This window comes from Shewanella sp. M16, from assembly GCF_018224605.1.
GTDB classification, from domain to species: domain Bacteria; phylum Pseudomonadota; class Gammaproteobacteria; order Enterobacterales; family Shewanellaceae; genus Shewanella; species Shewanella oncorhynchi.
In genome coordinates this window covers 103,485-127,591 of record NZ_JAGTUL010000004.1, presented here as the reverse complement: position 1 = coordinate 127,591, position 24,107 = coordinate 103,485, and the positions used below count along the sequence as shown (strand labels likewise).

The 24,107-nt window shown below is 45.1% G+C and carries 24 protein-coding genes; 11 read left to right on the top strand and 13 right to left on the bottom strand.

From position 1 onward, the window contains the following. The first annotated feature begins 41 nt into the window (after positions 1–41). Entirely contained in the window at positions 42–2,438 is a 2,397-nt protein-coding gene (locus tag KFE26_RS04155; protein ID WP_212599737.1) for a toxin-antitoxin system YwqK family antitoxin, read from the top strand. Positions 2,439–2,597: 159 nt separating this feature from the next. Here KFE26_RS04155 and KFE26_RS04150 read toward each other — a convergent pair whose 3' ends face one another. Further along, a complete protein-coding gene (locus KFE26_RS04150) occupies positions 2,598–2,972 on the bottom strand; it encodes a PH domain-containing protein (protein ID WP_105250128.1) in 375 nt (124 codons plus the stop codon). Positions 2,973–3,172: 200 nt separating this feature from the next. Further along, positions 3,173–5,089: a U32 family peptidase gene (locus KFE26_RS04145; protein WP_212599736.1), complete on the bottom strand. Its 1,917-nt coding sequence runs from the start codon at positions 5,087–5,089 to the stop codon at positions 3,173–3,175. Between the two features lie 203 nt (positions 5,090–5,292). On the opposite strand from KFE26_RS04145, the gene rluA reads away from it, so the two are divergent. After that, positions 5,293–5,970 (top strand): bifunctional tRNA pseudouridine(32) synthase/23S rRNA pseudouridine(746) synthase RluA, encoded by a 678-nt coding sequence (gene rluA / locus KFE26_RS04140; RefSeq protein WP_105250130.1) that lies wholly within the window; start codon positions 5,293–5,295, stop codon positions 5,968–5,970. Positions 5,971–6,065: 95 nt separating this feature from the next. Next, positions 6,066–6,527 carry a transcriptional regulator AsnC gene (asnC, locus tag KFE26_RS04135; protein ID WP_006080290.1) on the top strand — a complete coding sequence of 154 codons (462 nt, stop codon included), beginning with the start codon at positions 6,066–6,068 and terminating at the stop codon, positions 6,525–6,527. Between the two features lie 39 nt (positions 6,528–6,566). On the opposite strand, the gene KFE26_RS04130 is transcribed toward asnC, so the two are convergent. The 9 genes from KFE26_RS04130 to KFE26_RS04090 form a co-directional block, all read right to left on the bottom strand. Beyond that, complete coding sequence (locus tag KFE26_RS04130; protein ID WP_006080287.1) at positions 6,567–7,337, bottom strand: ABC transporter permease; 771 nt, start codon at positions 7,335–7,337, stop codon at positions 6,567–6,569. After that, on the bottom strand, positions 7,334–8,272 hold the full coding sequence (locus tag KFE26_RS04125) for an ABC transporter ATP-binding protein (protein WP_113939775.1): 939 nt from the start codon (positions 8,270–8,272) through the stop codon (positions 7,334–7,336). The genes KFE26_RS04130 and KFE26_RS04125 overlap by 4 nt, the downstream gene beginning before the upstream one ends. A 202-nt stretch (positions 8,273–8,474) precedes the next feature. Then, complete coding sequence (gene hpt, locus KFE26_RS04120; RefSeq protein WP_028761726.1) at positions 8,475–9,005, bottom strand: hypoxanthine phosphoribosyltransferase; 531 nt, start codon at positions 9,003–9,005, stop codon at positions 8,475–8,477. Positions 9,006–9,012: 7 nt separating this feature from the next. After that, complete coding sequence (locus KFE26_RS04115; protein WP_212599735.1) at positions 9,013–9,672, bottom strand: flavin prenyltransferase UbiX; 660 nt, start codon at positions 9,670–9,672, stop codon at positions 9,013–9,015. Position 9,673: 1 nt separating this feature from the next. Then, positions 9,674–11,068, bottom strand: a complete 1,395-nt coding sequence (gene mpl, locus KFE26_RS04110) for a UDP-N-acetylmuramate:L-alanyl-gamma-D-glutamyl-meso-diaminopimelate ligase (RefSeq protein WP_198572859.1) — start codon at positions 11,066–11,068, stop codon at positions 9,674–9,676. A 198-nt stretch (positions 11,069–11,266) separates the two neighbouring features. Then, a complete protein-coding gene (locus KFE26_RS04105; protein ID WP_006080282.1) occupies positions 11,267–11,890 on the bottom strand; it encodes a hypothetical protein in 624 nt (207 codons plus the stop codon). A 169-nt stretch (positions 11,891–12,059) separates the two neighbouring features. After that, positions 12,060–12,926: a sterol desaturase family protein gene (locus tag KFE26_RS04100; protein WP_212599734.1), complete on the bottom strand. Its 867-nt coding sequence runs from the start codon at positions 12,924–12,926 to the stop codon at positions 12,060–12,062. Positions 12,927–13,057: 131 nt separating this feature from the next. Further along, the gene (locus KFE26_RS04095; protein WP_212599733.1) at positions 13,058–14,089 is read right to left on the bottom strand and encodes a DUF2804 domain-containing protein; all 1,032 of its coding nucleotides are present in this window, start codon (positions 14,087–14,089) and stop codon (positions 13,058–13,060) included. Positions 14,090–14,304: 215 nt separating this feature from the next. Continuing rightward, on the bottom strand, positions 14,305–14,829 hold the full coding sequence (locus KFE26_RS04090; protein WP_409437975.1) for a porin family protein: 525 nt from the start codon (positions 14,827–14,829) through the stop codon (positions 14,305–14,307). 227 nt (positions 14,830–15,056) lie between these two features. Here KFE26_RS04090 and KFE26_RS04085 point away from each other — a divergent pair, with 227 nt between their 5' ends. The 4 genes from KFE26_RS04085 to KFE26_RS04070 all read left to right on the top strand — a co-directional run bounded on the left by KFE26_RS04085 (position 15,057) and on the right by KFE26_RS04070 (position 18,330). Next, positions 15,057–15,623 (top strand): YajG family lipoprotein, encoded by a 567-nt coding sequence (locus KFE26_RS04085; RefSeq protein WP_105250136.1) that lies wholly within the window; start codon positions 15,057–15,059, stop codon positions 15,621–15,623. A 29-nt stretch (positions 15,624–15,652) separates the two neighbouring features. Further along, a complete protein-coding gene (locus KFE26_RS04080) occupies positions 15,653–16,237 on the top strand; it encodes a peptidylprolyl isomerase (RefSeq protein WP_028761870.1) in 585 nt (194 codons plus the stop codon). Between the two features lie 73 nt (positions 16,238–16,310). Then, positions 16,311–16,631 (top strand): hypothetical protein, encoded by a 321-nt coding sequence (locus tag KFE26_RS04075; protein WP_028761869.1) that lies wholly within the window; start codon positions 16,311–16,313, stop codon positions 16,629–16,631. Positions 16,632–16,914: 283 nt separating this feature from the next. Continuing rightward, positions 16,915–18,330: an AmpG family muropeptide MFS transporter gene (locus KFE26_RS04070; RefSeq protein ID WP_105250137.1), complete on the top strand. Its 1,416-nt coding sequence runs from the start codon at positions 16,915–16,917 to the stop codon at positions 18,328–18,330. 121 nt (positions 18,331–18,451) lie between these two features. On the opposite strand, the gene KFE26_RS04065 is transcribed toward KFE26_RS04070, so the two are convergent. After that, positions 18,452–18,937: a YajQ family cyclic di-GMP-binding protein gene (locus KFE26_RS04065; protein WP_006080274.1), complete on the bottom strand. Its 486-nt coding sequence runs from the start codon at positions 18,935–18,937 to the stop codon at positions 18,452–18,454. Positions 18,938–19,092: 155 nt separating this feature from the next. Between KFE26_RS04065 and KFE26_RS04060 the strand changes: the two genes are divergently transcribed. From KFE26_RS04060 to KFE26_RS04045, 4 genes are all read left to right on the top strand, one after another. Next, the gene (locus KFE26_RS04060) at positions 19,093–19,455 is read left to right on the top strand and encodes a VanZ family protein (RefSeq protein ID WP_105250138.1); all 363 of its coding nucleotides are present in this window, start codon (positions 19,093–19,095) and stop codon (positions 19,453–19,455) included. A gap of 50 nt (positions 19,456–19,505) precedes the next feature. Beyond that, complete coding sequence (locus KFE26_RS04055; RefSeq protein WP_212599732.1) at positions 19,506–20,462, top strand: ketopantoate reductase family protein; 957 nt, start codon at positions 19,506–19,508, stop codon at positions 20,460–20,462. A gap of 371 nt (positions 20,463–20,833) precedes the next feature. Continuing rightward, positions 20,834–21,172 carry a P-II family nitrogen regulator gene (locus KFE26_RS04050; RefSeq protein ID WP_105250140.1) on the top strand — a complete coding sequence of 113 codons (339 nt, stop codon included), beginning with the start codon at positions 20,834–20,836 and terminating at the stop codon, positions 21,170–21,172. Further along, positions 21,169–22,482, top strand: coding sequence for an ammonium transporter (locus tag KFE26_RS04045; protein WP_212599731.1), 1,314 nt, complete (start codon positions 21,169–21,171; stop codon positions 22,480–22,482). The genes KFE26_RS04050 and KFE26_RS04045 overlap by 4 nt, the downstream gene beginning before the upstream one ends. A gap of 89 nt (positions 22,483–22,571) precedes the next feature. On the opposite strand, the gene KFE26_RS04040 is transcribed toward KFE26_RS04045, so the two are convergent. Next, positions 22,572–24,092: an EAL domain-containing protein gene (locus KFE26_RS04040; protein WP_212599730.1), complete on the bottom strand. Its 1,521-nt coding sequence runs from the start codon at positions 24,090–24,092 to the stop codon at positions 22,572–22,574. Positions 24,093–24,107: the final 15 nt, after the last annotated feature.

Below are 24,107 nucleotides of genomic sequence, written 5' to 3'. Positions count from 1 at the left end.
TAAGCTTATTGTTTTACATATGGATATGGAGATTTCCCCCAATGTCGTTGTTTCGCGCACTCAAAGCCAAGTTATTTCCCTCAAACCAAACTAGCCGCGATCCAAAAGACATTCATCTTCAAACTGAATCACAAACACTCAGCCAAGAACAAGATTTAACGCAGGAGCCGTCAGTCGCTGCGCCGCTATTCCAGCGTCATTTCAGCTTAAAAATTCATGCGACAAAGGCAGACGCGACTTCTTGCGAAGAAAATGCCGACCACGGCTTAACTCTCTATCACTACGATACGCCCCAAGTCATAGAACTCTTAGGCTGGGAAAACGCCAATGAATGCTGCGACTTCCACCATACCGAATTCGACCGCCTCGAAATCAGCAATCAATTCCCTTTCTCCGAGCAGCACTTTTGGCTCGACAAGGTAAAAGTGTGCAGTATCACCCCCAAAAAGAACAGCCAAATAAAGGCGTTGTGGCAAGTTGAGCTTAATAATCTCGATGCATTATTGATAAGCCACTTTACCCTAGATGCAGACAATATAGTGCAAGGCGATATTCAAGATTACGCCAGCCTAACAGGCCAACTGCACCGCACTTTTCACCAACTCACTGCTGAAGATGGTGCGGGTATACTTAGAATCATCACTCAAAGCCCAGGGCTTACCCAAGCCGTCGATTCAAACTATTTTGGCGAACGTAATGGCGTGACCCGCCAATTCAATGCCCTAGGTACCCTGTTATTTGAAGGCAACTTTATTAATGATCAGCAACTTGGAACACAAACGTGGTACGACCATGAGGGCAAGATCAATCAAATAGAAGATCGCCACCCCCAAGGTCAATTTATTCAATACTTTTATGGCAATGGTCAGCTTAAAGAAACCGCCGAACAAGATAGCAATGGCTATTATATCAATACGTTAACTCGCTACTATGAATCTGGACAAATACAGCTGATCCGGCCCTTAGTGCAAGATATTATCCACGGAATTGAAAAACAATATTACCCTGATGGTGCACTAGAAGCTGAAAGATATTACAACCAAGGCTATGAATATGAAGCCGTTTGGTATCATCCCAATGGAGCGATTAAACAAAAAGTGTTTAACGATGTGACGGGCAAAGTCATTGAAGAGTTTTACGACTCAGGTAAGCCTGCATGGCGTGAACCCTTCAATACCGAAGGCCAATTACATGGCGAACATGTAAAATGGTATCCCAATGGTCAACTTGAAGAAAAAATCTATTTTGAGGATGGTAAAGAACAAGGCATGGCCCTTTGGTATCATGACAATGGTCAACTCGCCCTTGAGATCTATCTTGAAAAGGGACTCAGGGAAGGTCTATTTAGAAGCTATTATAGAAGTGGCGTGCTTTCGGCCGAAGGCCAATATAAAAATAACCTCTCGGTAGCCCCTTTTATTGAATACCACGAAAACCAGCAAATTCAGATGTACCTACCGCACACACAGGGCAACCGTGATGGCACTGCTCGCTGGTTTTATGAAGATGGCACGATACGTACAATTTCTGAATATGAAGTTCGTGATGGCCAAGGCTACCTCAAAGAGTCCAGCTTTTATAATAACAAAGGGATCCTCGAATCCTATCAGAGTCACTCGAATACCCGCTGCGGCTATAATCTTGATAATAATCAAAGGGAATACTATCAAGAAGGTATCGCCGATACTCGCATCGAATACTATGAAGATGGCGCCATTCGCTGGTTACTCACCCGTACGCAAGGGGATTTATTTAGCTCTAAATCCTTGTCCCCTCAAGGTTTAATTTTAGAAACTGGCACAATCCAAATTACTAATGGTCGTTACCTCGATATCGGCCATTGGCAACGTTTTACGCCCCAAGGACAAGTGTACCGCGAAGCCTGGCTAGATGAACAAGGCCAACTGATAGAAAGCCGTCACTACTTTGATTTTCATGAAAATATAGCAACTCAGGAAGATGAAGAACCTGAATGGGATAGCCCAGAAAATCCTAGTTATGACTATGATGAAGACGATGCTGATGGGCAAAGTAACGGACCAAATAACCGTTCGGATAACAGCGAACATCATGCTAGCAATAGTAGCAATAACGCATATTTATCTCGTCAGAAGTATCACGCACCCAATGGCAATACCACGACAAAACAGCGAGAAGATAAAACAATAGCAGATGTCACCGCTCACACCCAAGAACCCATATTGGCTTATCACTTAAAATTTGATGATGAAAGCAAGCTTTATGCAATGAAACGCTATCATCCCAATCGCCAGATTGCCGAAGAAGGTAATTTACAAATTCAGGGACAGGAGCAATTCTGGGTCGGCATTCACAATCAATACGATGAGCAAGGCAAACTCAAGCTTTCCGAAACCTATACTATGGCGGGCGAACCGATAGAGCACTCCACTAGCACAAGTAGGATAGTGTTAAATTAATCAAGCAGATTTGAATCACACTCGATAGCGAGGATAGGTAAGCCCAGATAAAACTTGGCTTACCTTACTCCCATTAACCGTTAGCTTGCGATAACAATTCCAAGCTTGATAGCACTAAATGAATCTAAGTCGCAGCACTAAAACTAAAGTGCAAAAAAACTAAAGTGCAAAAGTGGCAATAGTCTTTTGAATACCCACGACATCCGTACCACGCTTGAGCTCTTTTACTAAAGGCTCACTCTGGCCTGAGATCCAAATTTTAAGCTCGGCATCCATATCAAAATGGCCTGTCGTTTCCACTTCAAAATGGGTAATGGATTTATACGGTATGGAATGATAAGTAACCTTCTTGCCTGTAAGTCCCTGCTTATCAATTAAGATCAGGCGTTTATTGGTGAAAATAAACAAATCGCGGATCACTTTGTAGGCGAGTTTTAATTCTTCTTGAATGCCCATGATAGGCCTTAATTCCTCGGCTAATTCCTGTAAATCAACCTCAGCAGCATTACCGAGTAAACCGTCTAACAATCCCATTTTAACATCCCTTATTATTGATATTATTTTCAATAAGATATCTGCTCATTACCGCATGTGCAATATAAGGCTTTGATGAAAATATGAGAGTGACGCTGGTGAGAGCAACATCAATGAGAGGTAGGCTAGTGTAGGTGCATGGATGTAGCTGAATAGGTGCTAGGAGCATTGCACTCGGGCAATGCTCCTAATGACAAATATTAAAGGTGCTTCTGGCCTCGCACTTGACGGTTTTCACCGACCACCATCATTTCGCATTTAGGGCAGTCGAATACCAACTTGAGCACATCATTGCCGATTTCAAGCACCATAGGATCTGCCTTGATCCCTGGCACTTCTTTCGGACACAGATTGAAGTTAAAGCGTAGGCAATGCTTAGTGATCATCAATGGCACATCTTCGGTAACGCCATTTTTCTCATAGGTATCTTGGATTTCAATCACGCCATGGCGTTGATAAAAATCCTTGGCCTTTTCGTTGGCAACATTACCTAAGTAACTCAAATGCTTGACGGGATAGACTGCATCTTGATTATGCTTCCACGGCAGTGGACGCACATAGCCTTGCACACGGGCAGCCTCTAAGGCGGCCACACCATCACGGCGCAGACCATTGAGCACAGATGCAGGCAAGAACCAAGCTTGGGCCGTATCGATACTAATGCTACGGGCAACAAAGTCGGTACTGCCGAGCTTACCCAGCTGAGTGCGAGTATTTTGTAAGGTCTTATCGACATCTGTCGCAGGTGTCTTCTCGACTGTTAAATTGACTGTGGCGGTTAGGCCATAGATATCCGTCAAGGTCAGCGCCAGTCCATCTTGGGTGTCACTCAACCGTAAATCGACGCCGATAATCCGTTTAGAAGATTCTTTCGATAGCAGGGCTTCGAAGACTTGGTTATGGTTACGATATAAAGTCATGCCGACCTTTAAATCCTTTGGCACCTGCAATATATGCAGTTTTAACCCTTCGGCACGGTTAACCCGCAGGCCTTGCAGCTTGTCATCGGATTGTTTTGCCATAGCAAAATTCGCGGGGAAAAACGCTAAGCCATCGCCATTATTAAACTCATGGCTAGAGCTCACTTGGATAAAGTCTTTACCTATGCTGACCACTTTACCGACTTCTTCGCCTATGTATTTTGGCGAGCGGAAATCTTTAATGCCTTGGCTACGTTCGTTAACAAAGTAATCTGTGCTGCCACGGTTAAAGGTCTTTTCTGGATCGGGGATAAAAGAATGTTCACAGCGGCCGTGGGACGAAGCCTTAAACTCAGGGCGACGCGCCATAATCGCATCCAGCTTTTGGCGATAATGCGCGGTGACGTTTTTAACGTAACTTAAATCTTTTAGGCGACCTTCAATCTTAAACGAGCGAATGCCCGCATCGATGAGCGCTTCGAGGTTTTCAGTTTGGTTGTTATCTTTTAAAGACAATAAGTGTTCATTCTGCGCTAATACATCCCCTTGACGGGTTTTAAGATTGCCCGGCAGACGGCACATTTGCGAGCATTCACCGCGGTTAGCACTGCGGTTACTAAAGGAATGACTCAAATTACATAAGCCACTGTAAGCCACACACAAAGCACCGTGGATAAAGAATTCGAGCTGCATATTAGTATGCGCGGCGACATCACGGATTTGGCTTAAGCCCAATTCACGGGCAAGCACCACCTGAGAAAAACCAACTTGCTCTAAAAACGCCACTTTTTCTGGACTGCGGTTATCCATTTGGGTACTGGCATGCAGGGCAATCGGCGGCAAATTGAGCTGCAATACACCCATGTCCTGCACAATCAGCGCGTCAGCACCCGCTTCGTACAATTGCCAAATGAGTTTTTCGGCGTCGGCCAGTTCGTTATCCATCAAAATGGTATTGAGGGCGACGAATACCTGAGCATGGTATTGATGAGCATAAGTACACAGGCGCGCGATATCTTCAACACTGTTACCCGCCGTTGCCCGCGCACCAAATGCAGGACCACCTATGTATACCGCATCGGCACCATGGCGTATGGCTTCGATACCGTAGTCAGCATTTTTTGCAGGTGCCAATAACTCAAGACGGTTATGGACGTGAGAAAGATTCTCGGGAGTGTATATCTCTGGCTGGCTCATGGCTTCACAGACTCAAAATGATCATTAACGAAAAGGACGGGAGTATAACAAAAACTCAAATACAGCTCTATCAGCAAATCATCAACTAATCCGCTTTACTTTTGTCAGCGAGGATAATGGCACAGCCGATCTTTGGGCCTCACACTTGCACCCTCAAGCCGAGCAGAGTATCTTTGCCCCGCATTGACGAATAGGCACTATTTATGACTGATTTTATTTACCAACCACCGACCACTCCTTGGCTCGATATTCTTTATCAAGATAAAGACATTATCGTCATCAACAAACCTTCAGGATTGTTGTCTGTGCCCGGTCGCGACCCAGCCCATTACGACAGTGTCTATGCTCGAGTAAAAGCTGAGCATCCCCATTGTCAAATCGTCCATCGCCTCGATATGGCGACCTCTGGCGTGATCGTTGTCGCCCTTATTCGTAGCGCAGAGCGGGAATTAAAACGTCAGTTCCACGATAGAGAAACCAGTAAGACCTATTATGCAAGGGTCGCAGGCCATTTCAAAAATGACACTGGCAGCGTTGATTATCCACTGATCTGCGACTGGCCAAATCGCCCTAAACAGAAAGTCGATCATCTTGTTGGCAAACCGTCTTTGACTCACTACCAAGTAATGAGCCGCGCCAAACGCTCAACGCTGGTTAAACTGATGCCAATCACAGGCCGCTCACACCAATTACGGGTGCATATGATGGCGCTAGGACATCCGATTTTAGGCGATGGTTTTTATGCCGACTCACTGGCAAAATCCTTAGCGCCTCGACTATTACTACATGCAGCAGAGCTCACCATCAAACATCCCTACTCGGGTGTCAGTATGACTTTTAGCGCAAAAGTCCCTTTTTGTGAGCCTTTGGGCGAACAATGATCACTAAAATCAAATAATACGGGCAAAATAGGTAGCAATTCCCCATAAAAAAACGTAACTTTATGACAATTCACTACGTTATAGAGAGTTTATTTATGGATACCGCATTTCAGCGCGATCAACTCGATAATCATATCCTCGAAGCCCTAATGCAGGATGCCCGCACACCCTTTGCCGAACTCGCTAAACGCTTTAGCGTGAGCGCCGGCACTATCCATGTTCGGGTAGAAAAAATGAAGCAAGCGGGGATCATTACAGGTGCGCAGATCACGGTAAACCCTAAAGCCTTAGGCTATGACGTTTGCTGTTTTATCGGTATCAACCTTAAAAGTGCTGGCGATTACCCCGCAGCTATCGCCAAACTCAACGCTCTCGAAGAAGTCGTCGAAGCCTATTACACCACAGGCAACTACAGCATTTTCGTAAAGGTCATGTGCCAATCCATCGACGGCTTACAACACGTGCTCATCAATCGCATCCAATCTATCGATGAAATCCAGTCGACAGAAACCTTGATCAGCCTACAAAACCCAATCGTCAGAGCGGTTAAGCCATAAATAAAATCATCCTTATACTCTATAAACAAACACATTAGGTTACGAACGCAGGCCTATTCCGCGCGAGACTAAGTAATACGCTAAGGTCCAAAGTGCGACGCAGAAACCGATCATAATGGCAATGGATAATGGCACGCTGATATCGGCGAAGCCTAAAAAGCCGTAGCGGAACACGTTGATCATATAGACCACAGGGTTAAGTGCCGACACGCCTTGCCAAAATGGGGGCAAGAGTGACAGGGAGTAAAATACGCCGCCAAGGTAAGTTAATGGGGTAAGCACAAAGGTGGGGATGATACTAATGTCGTCGAAGCTTTTAGCAAAAACAGCGTTAATTAAGCCACCCAATGAAAATAACACTGAAGTTAAAAACACTGTCATCACCACTAAACCTGCATGATGTAAGCTAATGTCGACAAAGAACATGGCCACTAACGTCACTATCAGGCCAACACACAAACCGCGCGCCACGCCGCCACCTACGTAGCCAGCAATCAGCACATAATGGGGCACAGGTGCCACCATCAACTCTTCTAAATTACGTTGAAACTTGGCACTGTAAAATGAGCTAGCGACATTCGAGTAAGAGTTAGTGATCACCGACATCATGATCAAACCAGGGGCGATAAACTCCATATAAGATACGCCGCCCATTTCTCCAATCCGGCTGCCGACTAAGTTACCAAAAATCAAAAAATACAAAGTCATGGTAATCGCTGGCGGGACTAAGGTCTGGATCCAAATTCGCGTAAAACGATTAATCTCTTTACTTAAAATACTTTTAAAGGCAATAAAGTAGAGCTGATTCATGCTGAGGCTCCCTGAGTTTTCTTCACGAGTTCGACGAAGAGTTCTTCTAACCGATTAGACTTGTTACGCATCGATAGCACTTCAATATTGGCTGCGCTCAATTGGCTAAAGACATCGTTAAGATTATGCTCTTTCGCTACATCCACCTCTAAGGTATGAGAGTCGGTTAAGCGACAAGCCATGCCATCGAGCACGGGGGCCGTTCCAGTATCGCGACGAAGATCGAGAATAAAAGTCTCCATATTCAGCTTACTCAGCAACGCCTTCATGCTAGTGCATTCCACTAAAATACCTTTATCGATAATGCCGATATTACGGCAAAGCATTTCCGCTTCTTCAAGGTAATGAGTGGTCAGGATGATCGTCACGCCCTGCTGGTTTATTTGTTTAAGAAACTCCCACATAGAGCGGCGCAGTTCAATATCCACACCTGCGGTAGGTTCATCTAAAATCAATAATTTAGGTTCGTGCATCAGAGCGCGCGCAATCATTAACCGTCGCTTCATCCCGCCGGATAATTCCCGCGAAGGGCTATTGCGCTTTTCCCACAGATCCAGTTGGCTTAAGTATTTTTGGGCACGCTCAAGGGCGATAGGTTTTGGCACACCATAGTAACCCGCTTGATTCACCACAATTTGCAGCACGGTTTCAAACTGGTTGAAGTTAAACTCTTGTGGCACTAAACCAATGCAGAGTTTGGCGTGTTCTAGCTGCTTATCGATATCATAATCAAAGACTTTGACCGTACCTGAACTCTTCTGCACTAAGGAGCTAATAATACCAATCGTGGTGGATTTACCCGCACCATTGGGGCCGAGCAAGGCAAAGAAATCCCCTTGATTGACGGTGAGGCTGATGCCTTTAACCGCTTCGACGCCGCCTTTATAGGTTTTTTTAAGCCCTTCGAGTACCAGAGCATGGGTAATATTCGCCATATTTGTACCGATCCTTACACATTAGAAAGTAATAAGATGGTGCTAAAAAACACAATTACAATGATGGGTTGCAGAACTAAAGCAAAAAATTAGCTAATTGATTGAAAAAAAATCTTTAATGATTCAATCATTAATGCTTTTTATATTGCCGCAAAAAGCAAAACTCCCGCCTGTTGCGGGAGTTTTAAACTGTATCGGACACTTAATCGAGTGGTACGACTTTGGCGATATAAGGTAGATTGCGATACTGCTCAGCATAATCAATACCATAACCTACGATAAACTCATCAGGGATAGTAAAACCGATAAAATCGACCTTCACATCCACTTCACGACGCTCAGGTTTATCCAACAGGGTGCACAGTGCAAGACTCTTAGGCTCCCGCAGTAACAACATCTCGCGCACTTTGCTTAAGGTGTTACCTGAGTCAATCAAGTCTTCCACAATCAATACATCGCGACCGGCGATATCTGATTGCACATCTTTCAGCACTTTCACATCCCGTGAGCTGGTCATAGTATTGCCATAACTGGAAACCGACATAAAATCGATTTCAACATGGCCTTTAATGCGGCGACACAGGTCAGCCATAAAGACCACTGAGCCTTTTAACAAGCCTACCATCAGCAGACGTTCACTGTGGGCATAATGGGCATTGATTAGCTCGGCCATTTGATCCAATTTCTGGCTTATCTCTTCAGCAGAGATCATCACTTCGGTGGTGTGTTTCATATAAGTCTCAATTGTCGAGGTCGCGGTTAGACTGTTTGTCATAACCCCAGCGACTCGTTAATGCATGGTCAACGCCCAAATGATCGAGAATTCGAGCGACCATAAAGTCTACCAGATCTTCTACCGATTTGGGATTGTGATAAAAACCGGGTGCAGCGGGCATAATGGTCGCGCCGAGGCGAGAAAGGCTTAACATATGCTCTAAGTGTATGGCACTAAAAGGAGTTTCCCTCGGTACTAGGATAAGCTGACCGCGCTCTTTAATCACCACATCGGCGGCGCGTTCGAGTAAATTATTACTCATTCCAGTGGCTACAGCCGCTAACGTCCCCGTCGAGCAAGGGCAAATCACCATTTGTTTAGGTGCAGCGCTACCCGATGCAGGCGGCGAAAACCACTCATCTTTGCCTAATACCACTAACTCGCCAGCAATAATCACGCCTTTTTCGTGCAGCAAAGCCAACAGCTGGGCATGGGCTTTGTCACCGTTGGCGCTTAACTGTAAGCCGTGTTCCGTCGCCAATACCACTCGAGCGGCACTGGAGATCATCAAAAACACTTGATAACCCGATACCAATAGACACTCGAGTAACTTAAGCCCATAGGGTGCACCCGAGGCACCTGTCCAAGCTAAGCTAATCGCCTTAGTCGACTTTGCGTAGGCCATCTTAGCTAACCTGCTCTACAGTTGAAGCCTGTTCTAATGCGGCCAGCAGCTTCTTATGTAACCCACCAAAACCGCCGTTACTCATCACCACTATGGTGTCGCCTGCTTTGGCGGTTGCTGCGACTTTCGCGACCACATCATCAATTTGATGTAACACAGTCACAGGGATCACCGCCGCTTCCATGGCTTCTTTCATATTCCAGTCGATGGTATCGGCTTGATATAAAAAGGCTTCGTCGGCTTGCATCATAGAAAAAGCTAAAGTGTCTTTATGGACACCGCTCTTCATGGTATTTGAGCGCGGCTCAAGTACCACAGTAATTTTGCTCTGCCCAACCTTAGCCCGCATGCCTTTTAACGTGGTCGCAATCGCCGTTGGATGGTGTGCAAAGTCGTCGTATACGCTCACACCATTAACGGTTCCGAGTAATTCGAGTCGACGCTTAGGTGGCATAAACTTAGCTAAAGCTTCAATTGCAGCACTCGGCTTAACGCCCACGTGGCGTGCGGCAGCAATGGCCATCATGGCGTTTTCAATATTGTGTTGACCAATCAAATCCCATTCGAGAATGCCTTGAGATTCGCCATCAAAAAACACTTCAAAGCGATGGCAATCATCACTTAACGCTTTGCCATACCAACCGCTGGTCGATTCGGCTAAATGATAGGTTTCTTGCTCACTCCAACAACCCATATCAATCGTTTGCTTAACGGCATGGGAATCGGCGGGCCAAATGATCTTGCCTTCACCAGGAACGGTGCGAACTAAGTGGTTAAACTGTTTTTGAATCGCAGCCAGATCGGCAAAAATATCGGCATGATCGAACTCAAGATTGTTGATCACTAAGGTACGCGGATGATAATGCACGAATTTCGAACGTTTATCGAAGAAGGCACTGTCGTATTCGTCAGCCTCAACGACAAAGAAAGCGGTCTTGCCTAAACGTGCCGACACACCAAAGTTTTGCGGTACGCCACCGATTAAGAACCCAGGCTCATAACCACAATCATCTAAAATCCAGGCTAACATGCTAGATGTCGAGGTTTTACCGTGAGTGCCAGACACTGCCAGCACCCAACGCTCAGGCAAAATATGATCGGCTAAAAACTGCGGGCCAGAAGTATAAGGGATGCCAATGTTCAACACGGCTTCCACACAAGGATTACCCCGGCTCATGGCATTACCAATGACAACTAAGTCAGGATAGTGCCCTGCTTCACCCAGCTGGCTAGGATCAAAACCTTGAATAAGCTCAATGCCTTGGTCCTCTAGTTGCGTGCTCATTGGAGGATAGACATTGGCATCCGAGCCCGTCACTCTGTGCCCTTTGGCCCTAGCCAATAACGCTAGCCCCCCCATGAAGGTTCCACAAATTCCTAAAATATGTACGTGCATACCGCTCGCTCTGATGTGTTGAATTCACCGCCATTCTAATCCATCAAGCGACAGATTGGCAGGTAACAATCAGGGAAAAGTACAGCAATCACAAATGACAGTTTCAAAATCAGTAGATTTCACATTTGAGCTGCAGAACTGAGATTTTTAGATAACAGGTCAACTAACACAAGGCCGAAAACTGTCGCAATGCAGGTACTAACGTAAGTCACGGTAGAGCTGAGCGTGCTGGCTACGGTGACGACTAAATAAGAATTGACGTAACGCTTCACGCTCTTCGGTTTCGGCCTGAAACTTAACGAAAGCCAGACCTTTCTCGCTACGAATAGGCTCGATATCGACGCGCATAGTCTCGCCATTGGGCAATTGTAATTGCAAGTCTTTACTGCCTAACAATTGTTTAAATTGCTGCTGTGATTTAGCACGAATGGCCATGCCAGAACTGGATAACGAGGCAACAGACCATTGCTCACCTTGATCGTGGTCGAATATCCACACATCATCGGCTTGAGTTAACCGCCAACTGCGCTCCACTCCCGAGGCATCGAGAACCTCAGGCACACCTAAAGTGGGTTGAAACTGACCAAAGTCATCCACTTTCATCAGTAGCGGAAACCAGAGTTTATAGGGCCCGACTTCGGCCAATAAAGTGAGTTTTGCCTTACCGAGAATCGAGGCGATAACTTGCGGTACTTCAGTTGTGACTGTGAGCACGTGATTGACTAGGGGATCGTTAGTCAAGGCAGTGCCCACACGAGTCGGCGAAAAAAGTTCGCTAAAACAAGCAAGCTCCTCCGCGGATAATCGAGGTTCATCCATCATGATAAGTCCTCCCGAGTTAAATTCCTTACCCCAAAAAGTACCACCAAAGTATGGGATTGTACATTTTTACACCAAAACAGTGGCAAAAAACGGAATATAGGCTAGCAAGGCTAAATTCAAGACTCTATTAGCCATTTGCGCTATTTAACTTGGAAAATGCAGTGAATTGTTATTCCTCGCTTTTTAAACTGCTGGAAGGTGGAGCAAACAAGATACGTAGTCGTTGTTTAACACTCAAACCTGTCGCGGTAACCTCTGCAAACATGTCTCGCCATTCACTAAAAGTCACTTTAAAGGGATTAAAACTATTCACTGGCTTAGTAATGCCGTAAATCACAGTCTCTACCTCGGGCTCAAAAGTGCCAAACAGCTTGTCCCAAATAATCAGCACACCCGCATAGTTTTTATCTATATATTGGGGATTACGACCGTGGTGCACCCTGTGATGTGATGGAGTATTGAAGACCCATTCCAGCGGTCCGAGTGATTTAATCGCTTGGGTATGCACAAAAAATTGTAATCCCAGATTGAGTAATACCACAAACACCACCCAGTTTGGATCGAAACCTATAACCACCAGCGGTAGCCAAAATACCCACATGCCTGCAAAGGGATACATTAAACTCTGACGAAACGCAGTGCTAAAATTCATATTCTCAGAGCTATGGTGCACCACGTGAGCCGCCCACATCCAGCGGACTCTGTGGCTCGCCCTGTGGAACCAGTAATAACAAAAGTCCTGCGCGACCATCAAGGCAATAAAGCTCAATGGGCCCATTTCAATATCGAATAACTTCCAACCAAACATCGCCAGATACAGCTTAGCGATCAGCAAACCAGTGAGTAAATCAGCACCTTGATGCATGGCCGCGAGGCTGAAATTACACAGCACTTCTTGGCCGCGATAACGTGCACTTAACGGTAGCCTTTGTCTTTTATCGCCAAAGTACCATTCCAGCAAAATACACGCGAAAAACAAAGGTGCGAGCACTAGCAGTAACAGCTCTGGGTGCTGGATCAGCGAGGAGATATCCATATAAGATCATCCTGTTCTATTTTTATTTTATGGTTATTTTTATTGTTACTTTTATAAAAATTCTGACTGCATTCTATAAACCGCATTCAACGCCACAACGCAGGCAGCTGCGGTCCGTTAGTCGCCGTTAGCTACCAGCGGGCATAATGATCTTCGGCGAGTCCCAGAACATTATTTAACTGGTAACTGTGCCCTTGATTATCGGTAATCGTGCCACTGAAATGACCGATGAATTGGCGGAAATTACTCTTAAGCAAGAGCAAATTACGCTTTTCACTGCGACAATTGCGCGCCGCAAACTGCAAATCCACTTGGCCATTTTGACTGTGGACTCGCCAAACCTCGGCGCCGAGCGTGGCATGGCGATCAAACTCAAATTGCACTGGCCCGAGTAAATGACGCTCACCATTAATCCAAAAGACATTTTCAGTAGCCCCAGTTTCATTGACACCCGCCGCTAAATTAAGTCCCATAATGCCCTCTTGGATCCGCGCGTTAATTGACGCCCAGCGCCAACTGGTATCACGGCGCATGTAACCCGCCGAAAAGTCATAGCCTGCTAAAGCTTGATTCAGCGGCTGCGGCTCATGACCCACAGTCAAACTACCTTTAACGGTCAAACCATTATGCTTTTGTGTGTAAGTCCAGCCGTTGTATCCAGTAGGACTACACATAGCCATAGGCAAACTTAAGGGGGCTGAGTGTAAAGTCACATCGGCTTGAATGTTTTTAGTATCAATCATTAACCGCCAACCGCCCTCTACAATCTCAAAGCTTAACTGCGCCCCTTTACGGCCAATACTACTTCGGCCCTCGGCTGGCGATGGTGTCATTTGATAGCCAAACCTCAAAGGTTTTAGCCAATCAAGCTGGGTGAGTGTGTTGGTTTTTATGTCGTATAAATAACAAAAAGCACTGCCGACGTAGGCAATATCGGCAAGCGCGATGCCTAGGACATAACGCGGCGTGACCAAAGAGACAAACTGAAATTGTTTATAATCGAAATGCTTAGCCCACGCTGAAGCAGGTTTATCCATGGTATCAAAATAGGCAAAGTCCGCTAAACCTAAGGTTTTGACTATGCCATCGAAATGACCGAAATGGGGTAACCCCTTCTGATTGATCAGGTTATCTGGGGCGATTTGCGTTGCTATCGTTAACATGACTAAGCCTTACAAAAAAGACGCGGGAGCATCTATGCTCTCTCATTCTAAACATCGAATTTTTACTCTAACCTGTCCCCCATTGCATTAAAAGAGTGCAAGGACAAAATGTTGTCATTTTGTTGCCAGTCAGTATTCGGTTTAATGTTTTAAATTCCTTGTTTGTAAAACGATTAAAGCGCCTAAAGGCGCTTTAATCGTTGGATAAGGAAAGATTAGAATCGGTAGCTAATACCAAAGTTGATCCCCTGTAATTCAAGCTCTTTCATCGGGATATATTGGTATTCCAAATTCAAACCGAATCCTGACTTAAATCGATATTGCCAGCCTGCAGCGCCATAAAAACCGACATCATCCGAGTCCATATCTTGTTTATCTATCTCATAGCTGACTTGAGTGTAAGCAGCGCCTAATTTGGCATACAGGCTGTTACCACGAGACAAAGCATACTCACCGTAAGCGGCGGTTCTAACACCTTGGTAACGTAAATCTTTTATCTCACTGATGACGCTAACAAGCGCACTCGCCACCCCACCTGAACCCGCTAAATAACCCGCCTCAAACCCAAAATGCTCGTTGAGCATATAGCGGTAATATAAGTCGCTAGTTAAGGTGTCACCCGCATCATATTTACCGTTCTTAGTTTCAAATTCTTGGGTACCGTAACCTAAACTACCACCCAGTATATGGGCAGAATCGCCCGCGAGCGCATTGGAGCTCATCAGGCCTGACGCCAGCATCAGGCCAACAAATAACGAAGTGAATGATATTTTTTCCATATTTAACCTGCCTTCCATGCCTTGTAACTATGCGAATAAATGATGTGAATGCACAGAAAACACGGATGTGAATAATGAGCACAAGATATTAGCAATAAAAGCTGTACCTCAACTGAATCACGGTGTTCTGTGGCATCAAAAGTGATTTCTGGTATGCTGTAGCCACTTTTACTTGTACGAGAGATCCCATGAAACGGCTATTACTGACCTTGACTTTCCCCCTGCTGTTCGCGGGCTGTGCCAGCCAAAATCCGACTCATATGGCTTTCAGCCCTCAAGTGCCCAATATCAGCCAACAAACGGCGCAACTTGTACCTATCGCTCTTGAAACGGTAGATACACGCACAGTCGATTATGTTGCTCGTTTTATTGAAGAAGGGACAAAAACACGTTTAGTTGGCCCGAGCGAACCGCCTAAACTGTTACTCGATGAAGTATTCCGCGCAGGTTTTGCTCAAGCGGGCTACCAAATCGACCCAAGCGCAACTAATTCAGTGCAAATTCAATTAGAAGAATTGCAAATGGATATCACTAAAAAGACCTTTGGCTATGAGGCAAAACACAGTGTGTTAATCGCAGTTCAAGCCAAAAATTCCACCCAAGAGCTGGTAAAACGCTATAAAGCCAAAGGCACTTTAAAAGGTCCTTTAACGCCCGATTTTGCAACCTTAGAACTGGATATGAACAAATTGCTCGGCCAACTTACCGGCGAGATTCTAAACGATCCTGAGCTTAATCAGTTTCTACAAAAATAACAGCGTCAGTTTATTATAAGGAAATCAATATGCTCCGTTGGATATCAGCCCTCTTACTCATCTTTATGAGTCATCATAGCCTCGCACTCGACATTCAGGCCGATACCTTGTATCCCAGAGTCGAATTTGATACTAGCTTAGGCAAAATCGTGGTCGAGCTAGATAGAACTCGTGCACCAATCACTGTCGATAACTTTTTAACTCATGTCGTTAAAGGCGAATACGACAACACAATATTTCACCGCGTGATCAGTGACTTTGTGGTGCAAGGCGGCGGACTCACCCCCAAGTATGAAGAGCTGCCTGAGGGTAAGCCGATAGTCAACGAATCAGGAAATGGCCTAACAAATAGCATGGGCACGATCGCCATGGCACGTGAAAACGAGCCGCATTCAGCCACTCGTCAGTTCTACTTTAACGTAGCCGACAACACTAAGCTCGATCCCTCTAAACGTCGTTGGGGTTATGCCGTATTTGGTGAAGTGATTGAAGGTAAAACCGTCCTCGAAGCTATGGCTGTCGTTGAGACAGGGACTAACACTAAGCTCAATTGGCCCGATGTTCCTGTTACCCCTATCATATTGAAAAAAGCCAAGTTATTACCAAAACAGTAATCAAAATATAATTTCGAGCAAAAGCGCTAATTTTGCATCTATACTGTGATAGTAAACAGAAAGGAGGCAAACGATGACGGCAACTGAGTTCATCGATAATAAAGCGCCCCAACTCGCCTTCTATGGAAAAGCGTTTTTGAGTGAAGAACTCGACTTCCATGAAGTGCAACTTTACTTATGGGACACGTTAGAAGAATGGCAGCAACTGAATTCGACTGGCGAAGCGCAAACGGAAACTGAAAAAGTGTTTTGGCACTTGCTCCACAGCTTTAACAGGTGGCCTGACTGTGTGATCCGCGGTAATCAATATCTGCGTAAGCAAGTAAATGATTGCTGTGACTACCTGAGTTTAGGCGGCCGAGTGCCGCAGGGATGCATCGGGATAAGACCTTAAGTTCAGCATTCCTATCGATAAAAAATGGCCCTGTAATAGGGCCTTTTTATTTCGTAAACCAATTCCTCGTGTGTACATTATTACGCTCTCCTTACTATCAAGATCAATGCTGGCGATAAAGATAAGCGATAAACTTTTAGCTACAAAAAGTTAACTCTCGCGCCATATTCAACCATCTTATTGTGCTAAACGGGACTCCAAAGTAAAAGGAATACCATTAGCCCTTGAACCCTATGGCACCTTACCCGTAAGCTAAGCGGATTAAACACTTAGACTCATGCCTATGTCCGCAACAGGTTTTATTCAACGCACACTCGATGCCCTCAGTGTCTATTATCACAAGCGGGTTTTGATCCTGTTATTACTGGGTTTTTCTGCTGGTTTACCATTAATGCTGGTATTTTCAACGTTATCATTTTGGTTGCGTGAAGCCGGTGTTGATCGCACTTCAATCGGTTATTTCAGCTGGATAGCCTTAGCTTATGCGTTTAAATGGGCTTGGTCACCCTTAGTCGATCGGCTTTCATTGCCACTGCTAACTCGATTTCTAGGCCGCCGCCGTAGCTGGATGCTGTTCGCTCAGTTGTTATTGGTTGGTGCCATCTTAGGCATGTCTTTTAGTGACCCTCTCAAAGATCTCGAGCGCTTGGCACTGTTCGCGTTAATGGTCGCCTTTGCCTCAGCCACCCAAGATATTGTTATTGATGCATTTCGGATTGAATCAGCCCCAGAAAAGATGCAAGCTGCACTAGCAGCGGCCTATCAAGTGGGTTATCGCAGTGCCATGATTATCGCCACCGCAGGTGCTCTCACCATAGCGGCTTGGGTTGAACCCGGAAACACGGCATACAACTTAGTGGCATGGCAAACTTCTTACCTGATTATGGCAGGATTGATGTCTGTTGGGATTTTGACCACGCTTTTTAGCCGCGAACCCGAAGTCGATACCCGCGCCGCCGATGCCACTGAATTAGCGCTAAAACAACGCTTAAGTGCCCGTTATCCTAGAATTATCGCAGCGGGCATATCTTGGGTATATACGGCCAGTATTTTACCCTTTATCGACTTTTTCAAACGCTATGGCCGCAGCGCTATCCTCATCTTATTACTGATTTCTTGCTACCGGATCTCGGATATTGTGATGGGGATTATGGCGAACGTCTTTTATGTGGACATGGGATTCACTAAGGAAGAAATTGCCTATTTAAGTAAAATCTATGGGCTGATCATGACCTTAGTCGGCGCAGCCTTTGGCGGCGTTCTGTTAGCTCGCTTCGGAACTATGAAAATCCTTTTCCTCGGTGCCTTACTGGTTGCCGTAACCAATCTGCTATTCGCGTGGCAGGCAGTGATTGGCTACAACGTGCCCTTTTTAACCTTTGCTATTTCCGTGGATAACTTCAGCGCTGGGATAGCTACGGCGGCATTTATTGCCTATCTCTCGAGTCTCACTAGCAACGGCTACAGTGCAACGCAATATGCCTTACTGTCTTCGATTATGTTGCTTTTCCCTAAATTTATCGCGGGCTTCTCGGGCGCTTATGTCGACGCATTTGGTTATGTGAACTTCTTTGTCGCCGCCAGTGTTATTGGCTTTCCGGTGTTGTTTTTGGTTGTCTTAGTCAACAAGTATGCGCCGCATCCAAGCACATCATTAATGGATGATTCGTCAAAAAGTGCACCAACAAAATCGGATTAAGGTCTCATAGCACTTATGTCATCAATATAAAAAAGCCCTCACACCTTAGTGTGAGGGCTTTTACATTTAAAGACGAAATGGCAAACGCGATACTGCATCACGTTAAACCAATTCTGCTCGATTAATCTTTAAAGTTATCAAATTGGAAAGGCTGGCCTAACTCAGACTCACGTGCCAACGCCATGACAGCTTGTAAATCGTCACGTTTTTTACCTGTAACTCGTACTTTCTCGCCCTGAATAGACGCTTGCACTTTAAGTTTGCTGTCTTTAATTAGCTTGACCAGTTTTTTAGCAATTAAGGTTTCTATACCTTCTTTAAACTTCACTTTTAGGGAGAAGGTTTTACCGCTGTGGATGGCTTTCTCATCGACTTCCATCGAAGACGGATCCACATTACGTTTGCTCAGTTGCATACGTAAAATGTCCACTAATTGTTGGCATTGGAAGTCATCTTCAGCGGTTAACGTGACCACATGGTCCTTATATTCCACGTCAGCCGTTTTACCTCGAAAATCGAAACGTGTCGCCAGCTCACGCTTAGTATTATCAACCGCATTACGCAGTTCAACTTCATTCACTTCTGACACAATATCCATTGAAGGCATAGTTTTTATGTCCCATATCAAATTAATATGCAGCTAGTTTACCCACACACAGGCCTAAGTTGAAGGTAAAGCCTAGAATAAAAGCGTAATCATGGGTGACTTTAGCCACACATTTTCCTATCATTGCCCCACTCTAAGCTAATACAAACATATTTGTGATAACTAAAAATACCCTATTTAAGCTGGCTTTAGCCGTAGCCTTTGTCGTGATCAGTTATCTGGTATTTTCCAGACCAACCTATTCGCAAAGTATTCCGAATATCGACAAGGTAGGCCATCTTGGGAGCTTTTTTTGCCTCTCCTATCTCACCTATCTTGCTTTCAAACCTAAGTGGTATTGGTTATCTCTCACACTGGCAAGCTACGCCATTTTAATTGAGTTAGTGCAATCACGTTTGCCCTACCGTAGCGCTTCTGTGGGTGATGTTATTGCCGACTTTTCGGGTATTGCACTGTTTTACTTTTGCAATTGGGCCTATGGCAAATACTTCCGCGCAGCGCAATTACGAGAAGATTAACTCAGGTGCTTCAAACTGGTACTGATGACCGATACCTTAAGGCTACACATATGACTCATGCTGTGAACATAAATCGCGTGGAAGATATTGCGATTTTAGGTGCTGGTGCCGTTGGGCAGCTTATTTGCCACCAACTGACTACAGCGGGCATGGGTGTTGGTCTTATCGGCCGCGATTCAATTGCATCTATACAGCAGACACTTAGCGTCACTCCATTAGCGCCGGCCAATGATAATCAACAGAAAACACACGCACTCCAGTATTCTGTGCCTATCTTAGCGGCCAATGCGCTCGATAATATCTGCCTCGTGATTGTCTGCGTCAAAGCCTATCAAGTGCTCGATGCACTTTTGCCCTTACTTAACCAACTGCCCAGACAATGCCATATTTTGTTATTACACAATGGCATGGGACCTCATTTAGCCCTAGCGCCGCTAATTGATGCGCAAGCTGATGGCAGAGGGCTAAGCCTAGGGACAACTTCCCAAGGGGTGTTACGTCAAGCCAGTTGGCAAATTAGGCAAACTGGACAAGGGCTAACTCAATTTGGGCATTTTACAGGTACAGAGCTCACTGAGCATTATCGCAATGCTTTACTGACGGCTATCCCCAACAGTGAATGGGTGAATGCCATTGTGCCTTGTCTATGGCAGAAACTCGCCGTTAATGCAGCAATTAATCCGCTTACAGCACTATATCAATGTCCTAATGGCACACTCGCCGAGCCAGGTTTTAGTGACATGATTAAAGGCATTCTCGACGAGTTAGTCACGGTTGCCACACTCGAGGGCGTGCCTCTAGATAAACAATTGTTACACGACAGGGTCTATCAGGTGATCCGCCTCACTGCGGGGAATTTCTCATCGATGCACCAAGATATTGCACACCAAAGACGAACTGAAATAGACCAAATTAATGGTTATATCTGTGAGCGTGCACGAGCGCACGGTTTAAGTGCGCCAGTTAATGCTGACCTCTGGGCGCGCGTCAAACAGCTAGAAGCTTAAGCAAGAAAACTCACATAACAAAACTAAATATAACAGTATGTTTAATTTAAATAATTTTTAATTTTTTTGCTGAATCCTCACTTTTTATTTACCACATTAAAACGCGAATTACCCTAGCGCCATACTCACTCGGCTTTTGCTGCACTCATGCTAGTCAAGCAAATTTACCTTGCACCAACAATACGCACCAAATCAGGGCAGATTAACTTTGCTTTGCACTGTTTTGCACTGTTTTGCACTGTTTTGCACCAAAATTTTAAGCTATTTCGGTGCGTTTTAATGTTAACACAATGATAATAAATGCTTTATCTATATGGCCTAATTCCTGCTTTATTCCAATAAATTGAGTCTGCAGCTTGTTGGAGAGAAAATTGAAACTGGTCACCGCAATCATTAAACCATTCAAATTAGACGATGTACGTGAAGCTTTAACCCAGCTCAGCGTCCATGGCATGACAGTCACTGAAGTACGCGGTTTTGGCCGCCAAAAGGGCCATACGGAATTGTATCGTGGTGCTGAATATGCAGTGGACTTTTTACCTAAGATTAAACTCGAAGTTGCCATTCATTCCGATCAAGAAGATGCCGTTATTGATGCCATTATTGCTGCAGCCCATACGGGCAAAGTGGGTGATGGCAAAATCTTTGTGACTTCGTTAGAACAAGTGGTGCGCATTCGCACTTCGGAAGAAGGAGTTGATGCCCTATGATGCTAGTGAGCTTCAGACTCAGTATTAAATACCTATTGATATTATTCAGTATATTGGCGACGAATGCCGTCGCCGATGATGGTCAATTTAGCGCTGCAAATACGGCGTGGACCTTAAGCTCATCCGCATTAGTGTTATTGATGACCCTGCCAGGATTAGCCTTGTTTTACGGCGGTTTAGTTCGCAGTAAAAACGTGCTTTCAATATTGATGCAATGCTTCTCTATTGCCGCCCTAGTGTCAGTTTTATGGTTCGGGCTAGGTTATTCACTCGCATTCGACACAGGTAACAGTTTCATCGGTGGCTTAGACAAAGCACTACTGTCAGGTATTGGTCGCGATAGTCTTAGCGGGGATATTCCCGAGCCGCTGTTTATGCTATTTCAAATGACCTTTGCCATCATAACGCCAGCTTTAATCATCGGTGGTTTTGCCGAGCGAATGAAGTTTTCAGCTGTGCTTATCTTTTCAGGTGCTTGGTTATTACTGGTTTATGCGCCGATCACCCACTGGGTTTGGGGCGGTGGCTGGTTAGCACAGCTAGGACTGTATGATTTCGCAGGCGGAACCGTGGTGCATATCACCGCAGGGGTTGCTGCGCTCGTGGCCGCTAAAGTGCTAGGTCCACGCAAAGGATTTTTAAACTCGGCCATTATGCCGCACAACCTGACGATGACTGTCACAGGTGCGGGCATGCTGTGGGTGGGTTGGTTCGGTTTTAACGGCGGCAGTGCGCTAGGCGCTAACGGCACCGCAGCCATGGCGATTCTAGCCACTCATCTCGCCGCTTCTATGGGCGCGATGACATGGGCGGCAATTGAGTGGATTAAGTTTGGTAAACCCAGCGCCCTTGGCATAGTCACAGGCATGGTAGCGGGCTTAGGCACTATCACTCCCGCCTCAGGTTATGTTGGCCCAGCAGGCGCCTTAGTCATAGGTTTACTCGGTGGAATCGTGTGTTTTTACTCAACGGTTTATATCAAACAGAAACTTAAAATCGATGACTCCTTAGACGTTTTCCCCGTGCACGGTGTCGGCGGTATTCTTGGTACTCTTTTGGCAGGAGTCTTTAGCTCGACCCAATTAGGCGTTTTTAGCGGCTACGGTTTTGCGACTATGAATAACACTATGATAGACCAACTTGGGGTACAGATTATCGGGGTTGCGGCGACATTCACTTATACTGCGGTGGTCACTTGGTTGCTGTTTGTGATCATCCGTAAGCTACTTGGCGGCCTTCGCGTCAGCACAGAACAAGAAGTTAACGGCTTAGATTTATCGGAACACGAAGAAACGGGTTATAGCCTTTAATCAGAACCTCTAGCCAGAACCTTTAGTTAAGACAGTTGAATAGCCATAAGGGTACCAAGGCGCCCTTATGGCTGACTTACATCATGATGCTACTTTTTGAAATGTTCGACTAACCATAACTTTAAATCCCCCAACTTCATCGGCTTAGCAAAGAGATAACCTTGTAAAAAATGGACTTGGCGACTGGTCAAATAATCTGCCTGCTCCTGGGTTTCAACCCCTTCAGCCACCACCACATAATTCATCTTATGAGAGAGCTCAATAATGGTATCGAGCACGTGGGAAGTCACGGAATCCTGCCCTATGGTATCGATGAAGCATTTATCGATTTTCAAGTAATCTAATGGCATGGTTTGTAACAAAGATAAGGTTGTTTGCCCAGTACCAAAGTCATCGATAGCCACTAAAATCCCCAACTGGCGTAAGCTTTCAATGCGCTGGCAAATATCCGGCGTTAATAATTGCCGTTCGGTGATTTCGATTAAAGGCTTAACGCCAATACGATCCAAAGAATCCCGCAGATGAATAAATTTCGACTCGATATCATCTTGGGTAAAATGCTCTGGCGCCACGTTAAACGCGACTCTAAAGCCCGCTTCAACCTTCATATTAGCAAAATCTTTTAATGCCTTTTCGAAGATATAATTGGTCAATGGAACAATCAGCTTGCTCTCTTCGGCGATAGGAATAAACAAATCAGGCCGCACTAAGCCCATTTGTGGGTGCTGCCAACGCACTAATGCCTCGACTCCTTTGGCCTTACCGTCCTCAGCACAGATCACAGGTTGATAAACCAAAAAGAACTCTTCGTTCTCTATCCCGCTACGAATATCATCAGCAAGGGAGTGACGAGATAACCGTGAATAGAGCACAAACAAGATAGAACCCGTAATCAAAATAATGCTAAAGGGTAGTGAGATGGCAAAAAATATCCAAAAAAAATGCCTAAAAAAAGCAGGTGACATTTCTAGTAACACTGAAAAATTGTGCTCATCAGAATCTAAAGTCATTACCTCATTTTTGATAAATCCGAGTGATTCAGGAATCGTTTTACCATTGATTGATAAAGCGACATTGATAACTGCGCTGGGAAACACATCGGGCTGTACAAAGGAATCGACTAAATATTTTCCTTCAATAATCACAGCGGCGCCGTGTTTAGATTTAGGGTCCCATTTAGATGACACTATCGCGGGCACCTCAGGCATAAAAGGCGTGCCCGTAATAATAAACTGGTTAGATATTTCAAGATTTTCGGTAGCACTAACAATGCTCAGGGGAGTATCAATATCACCGGTTTTAGATGAGCAATAAACATGTTGTGAATCATATATTAAAGCCGAGCGAAAGTAAGGTTGGAACAACATATAGTTGTATAACTCTTGACACTCAGAATGCTTCAATGCCAATGCATAATGGCTGATTTCATTAGCATGGGACACCAAAGTATCAATATGACTCACATAAATAGCCCCCACTCCTTTGACTTTATCTTCAACAAAATACTGTGCAGAGAGATAACTTGCGACAGCAGCAACCCCAATAGGAAACAATATGACTGCCAGCCATTGCCATAATGGCAGATTTAATTTTGCTAACTTTTTTCGCATATATCCTTAACTCGC

Excerpts from the sequence above, each read along its gene's own strand:
- KFE26_RS04080 (WP_028761870.1), top strand. The coding sequence starts at position 15,653 with ATGCTCCGTTGGATATCAGCCCTCTTACTCATCTTTATGAGTCATCAT.
- KFE26_RS04130 (WP_006080287.1), bottom strand. The coding sequence starts at position 7,337 with ATGAATCAGCTCTACTTTATTGCCTTTAAAAGTATTTTAAGTAAAGAG.
- KFE26_RS04045 (WP_212599731.1), top strand. The coding sequence starts at position 21,169 with ATGATGCTAGTGAGCTTCAGACTCAGTATTAAATACCTATTGATATTA.
- KFE26_RS04115 (WP_212599735.1), bottom strand. The coding sequence starts at position 9,672 with ATGGCCTACGCAAAGTCGACTAAGGCGATTAGCTTAGCTTGGACAGGT.
- rluA (WP_105250130.1), top strand. The coding sequence starts at position 5,293 with ATGACTGATTTTATTTACCAACCACCGACCACTCCTTGGCTCGATATT.
- KFE26_RS04105 (WP_006080282.1), bottom strand. The coding sequence starts at position 11,890 with ATGATGGATGAACCTCGATTATCCGCGGAGGAGCTTGCTTGTTTTAGC.
- KFE26_RS04055 (WP_212599732.1), top strand. The coding sequence starts at position 19,506 with ATGACTCATGCTGTGAACATAAATCGCGTGGAAGATATTGCGATTTTA.
- KFE26_RS04150 (WP_105250128.1), bottom strand. The coding sequence starts at position 2,972 with ATGGGATTGTTAGACGGTTTACTCGGTAATGCTGCTGAGGTTGATTTA.
- KFE26_RS04145 (WP_212599736.1), bottom strand. The coding sequence starts at position 5,089 with ATGAGCCAGCCAGAGATATACACTCCCGAGAATCTTTCTCACGTCCAT.
- KFE26_RS04125 (WP_113939775.1), bottom strand. The coding sequence starts at position 8,272 with ATGGCGAATATTACCCATGCTCTGGTACTCGAAGGGCTTAAAAAAACC.
- KFE26_RS04155 (WP_212599737.1), top strand. The coding sequence starts at position 42 with ATGTCGTTGTTTCGCGCACTCAAAGCCAAGTTATTTCCCTCAAACCAA.
- KFE26_RS04090 (WP_409437975.1), bottom strand. The coding sequence starts at position 14,829 with ATGCTGGCGTCAGGCCTGATGAGCTCCAATGCGCTCGCGGGCGATTCT.
- KFE26_RS04095 (WP_212599733.1), bottom strand. The coding sequence starts at position 14,089 with ATGTTAACGATAGCAACGCAAATCGCCCCAGATAACCTGATCAATCAG.
- KFE26_RS04070 (WP_105250137.1), top strand. The coding sequence starts at position 16,915 with ATGTCCGCAACAGGTTTTATTCAACGCACACTCGATGCCCTCAGTGTC.
- asnC (WP_006080290.1), top strand. The coding sequence starts at position 6,066 with ATGGATACCGCATTTCAGCGCGATCAACTCGATAATCATATCCTCGAA.
- mpl (WP_198572859.1), bottom strand. The coding sequence starts at position 11,068 with ATGCACGTACATATTTTAGGAATTTGTGGAACCTTCATGGGGGGGCTA.
- KFE26_RS04040 (WP_212599730.1), bottom strand. The coding sequence starts at position 24,092 with ATGCGAAAAAAGTTAGCAAAATTAAATCTGCCATTATGGCAATGGCTG.
- KFE26_RS04075 (WP_028761869.1), top strand. The coding sequence starts at position 16,311 with ATGACGGCAACTGAGTTCATCGATAATAAAGCGCCCCAACTCGCCTTC.
- KFE26_RS04065 (WP_006080274.1), bottom strand. The coding sequence starts at position 18,937 with ATGCCTTCAATGGATATTGTGTCAGAAGTGAATGAAGTTGAACTGCGT.
- KFE26_RS04100 (WP_212599734.1), bottom strand. The coding sequence starts at position 12,926 with ATGGATATCTCCTCGCTGATCCAGCACCCAGAGCTGTTACTGCTAGTG.
- hpt (WP_028761726.1), bottom strand. The coding sequence starts at position 9,005 with ATGAAACACACCACCGAAGTGATGATCTCTGCTGAAGAGATAAGCCAG.
- KFE26_RS04085 (WP_105250136.1), top strand. The coding sequence starts at position 15,057 with ATGAAACGGCTATTACTGACCTTGACTTTCCCCCTGCTGTTCGCGGGC.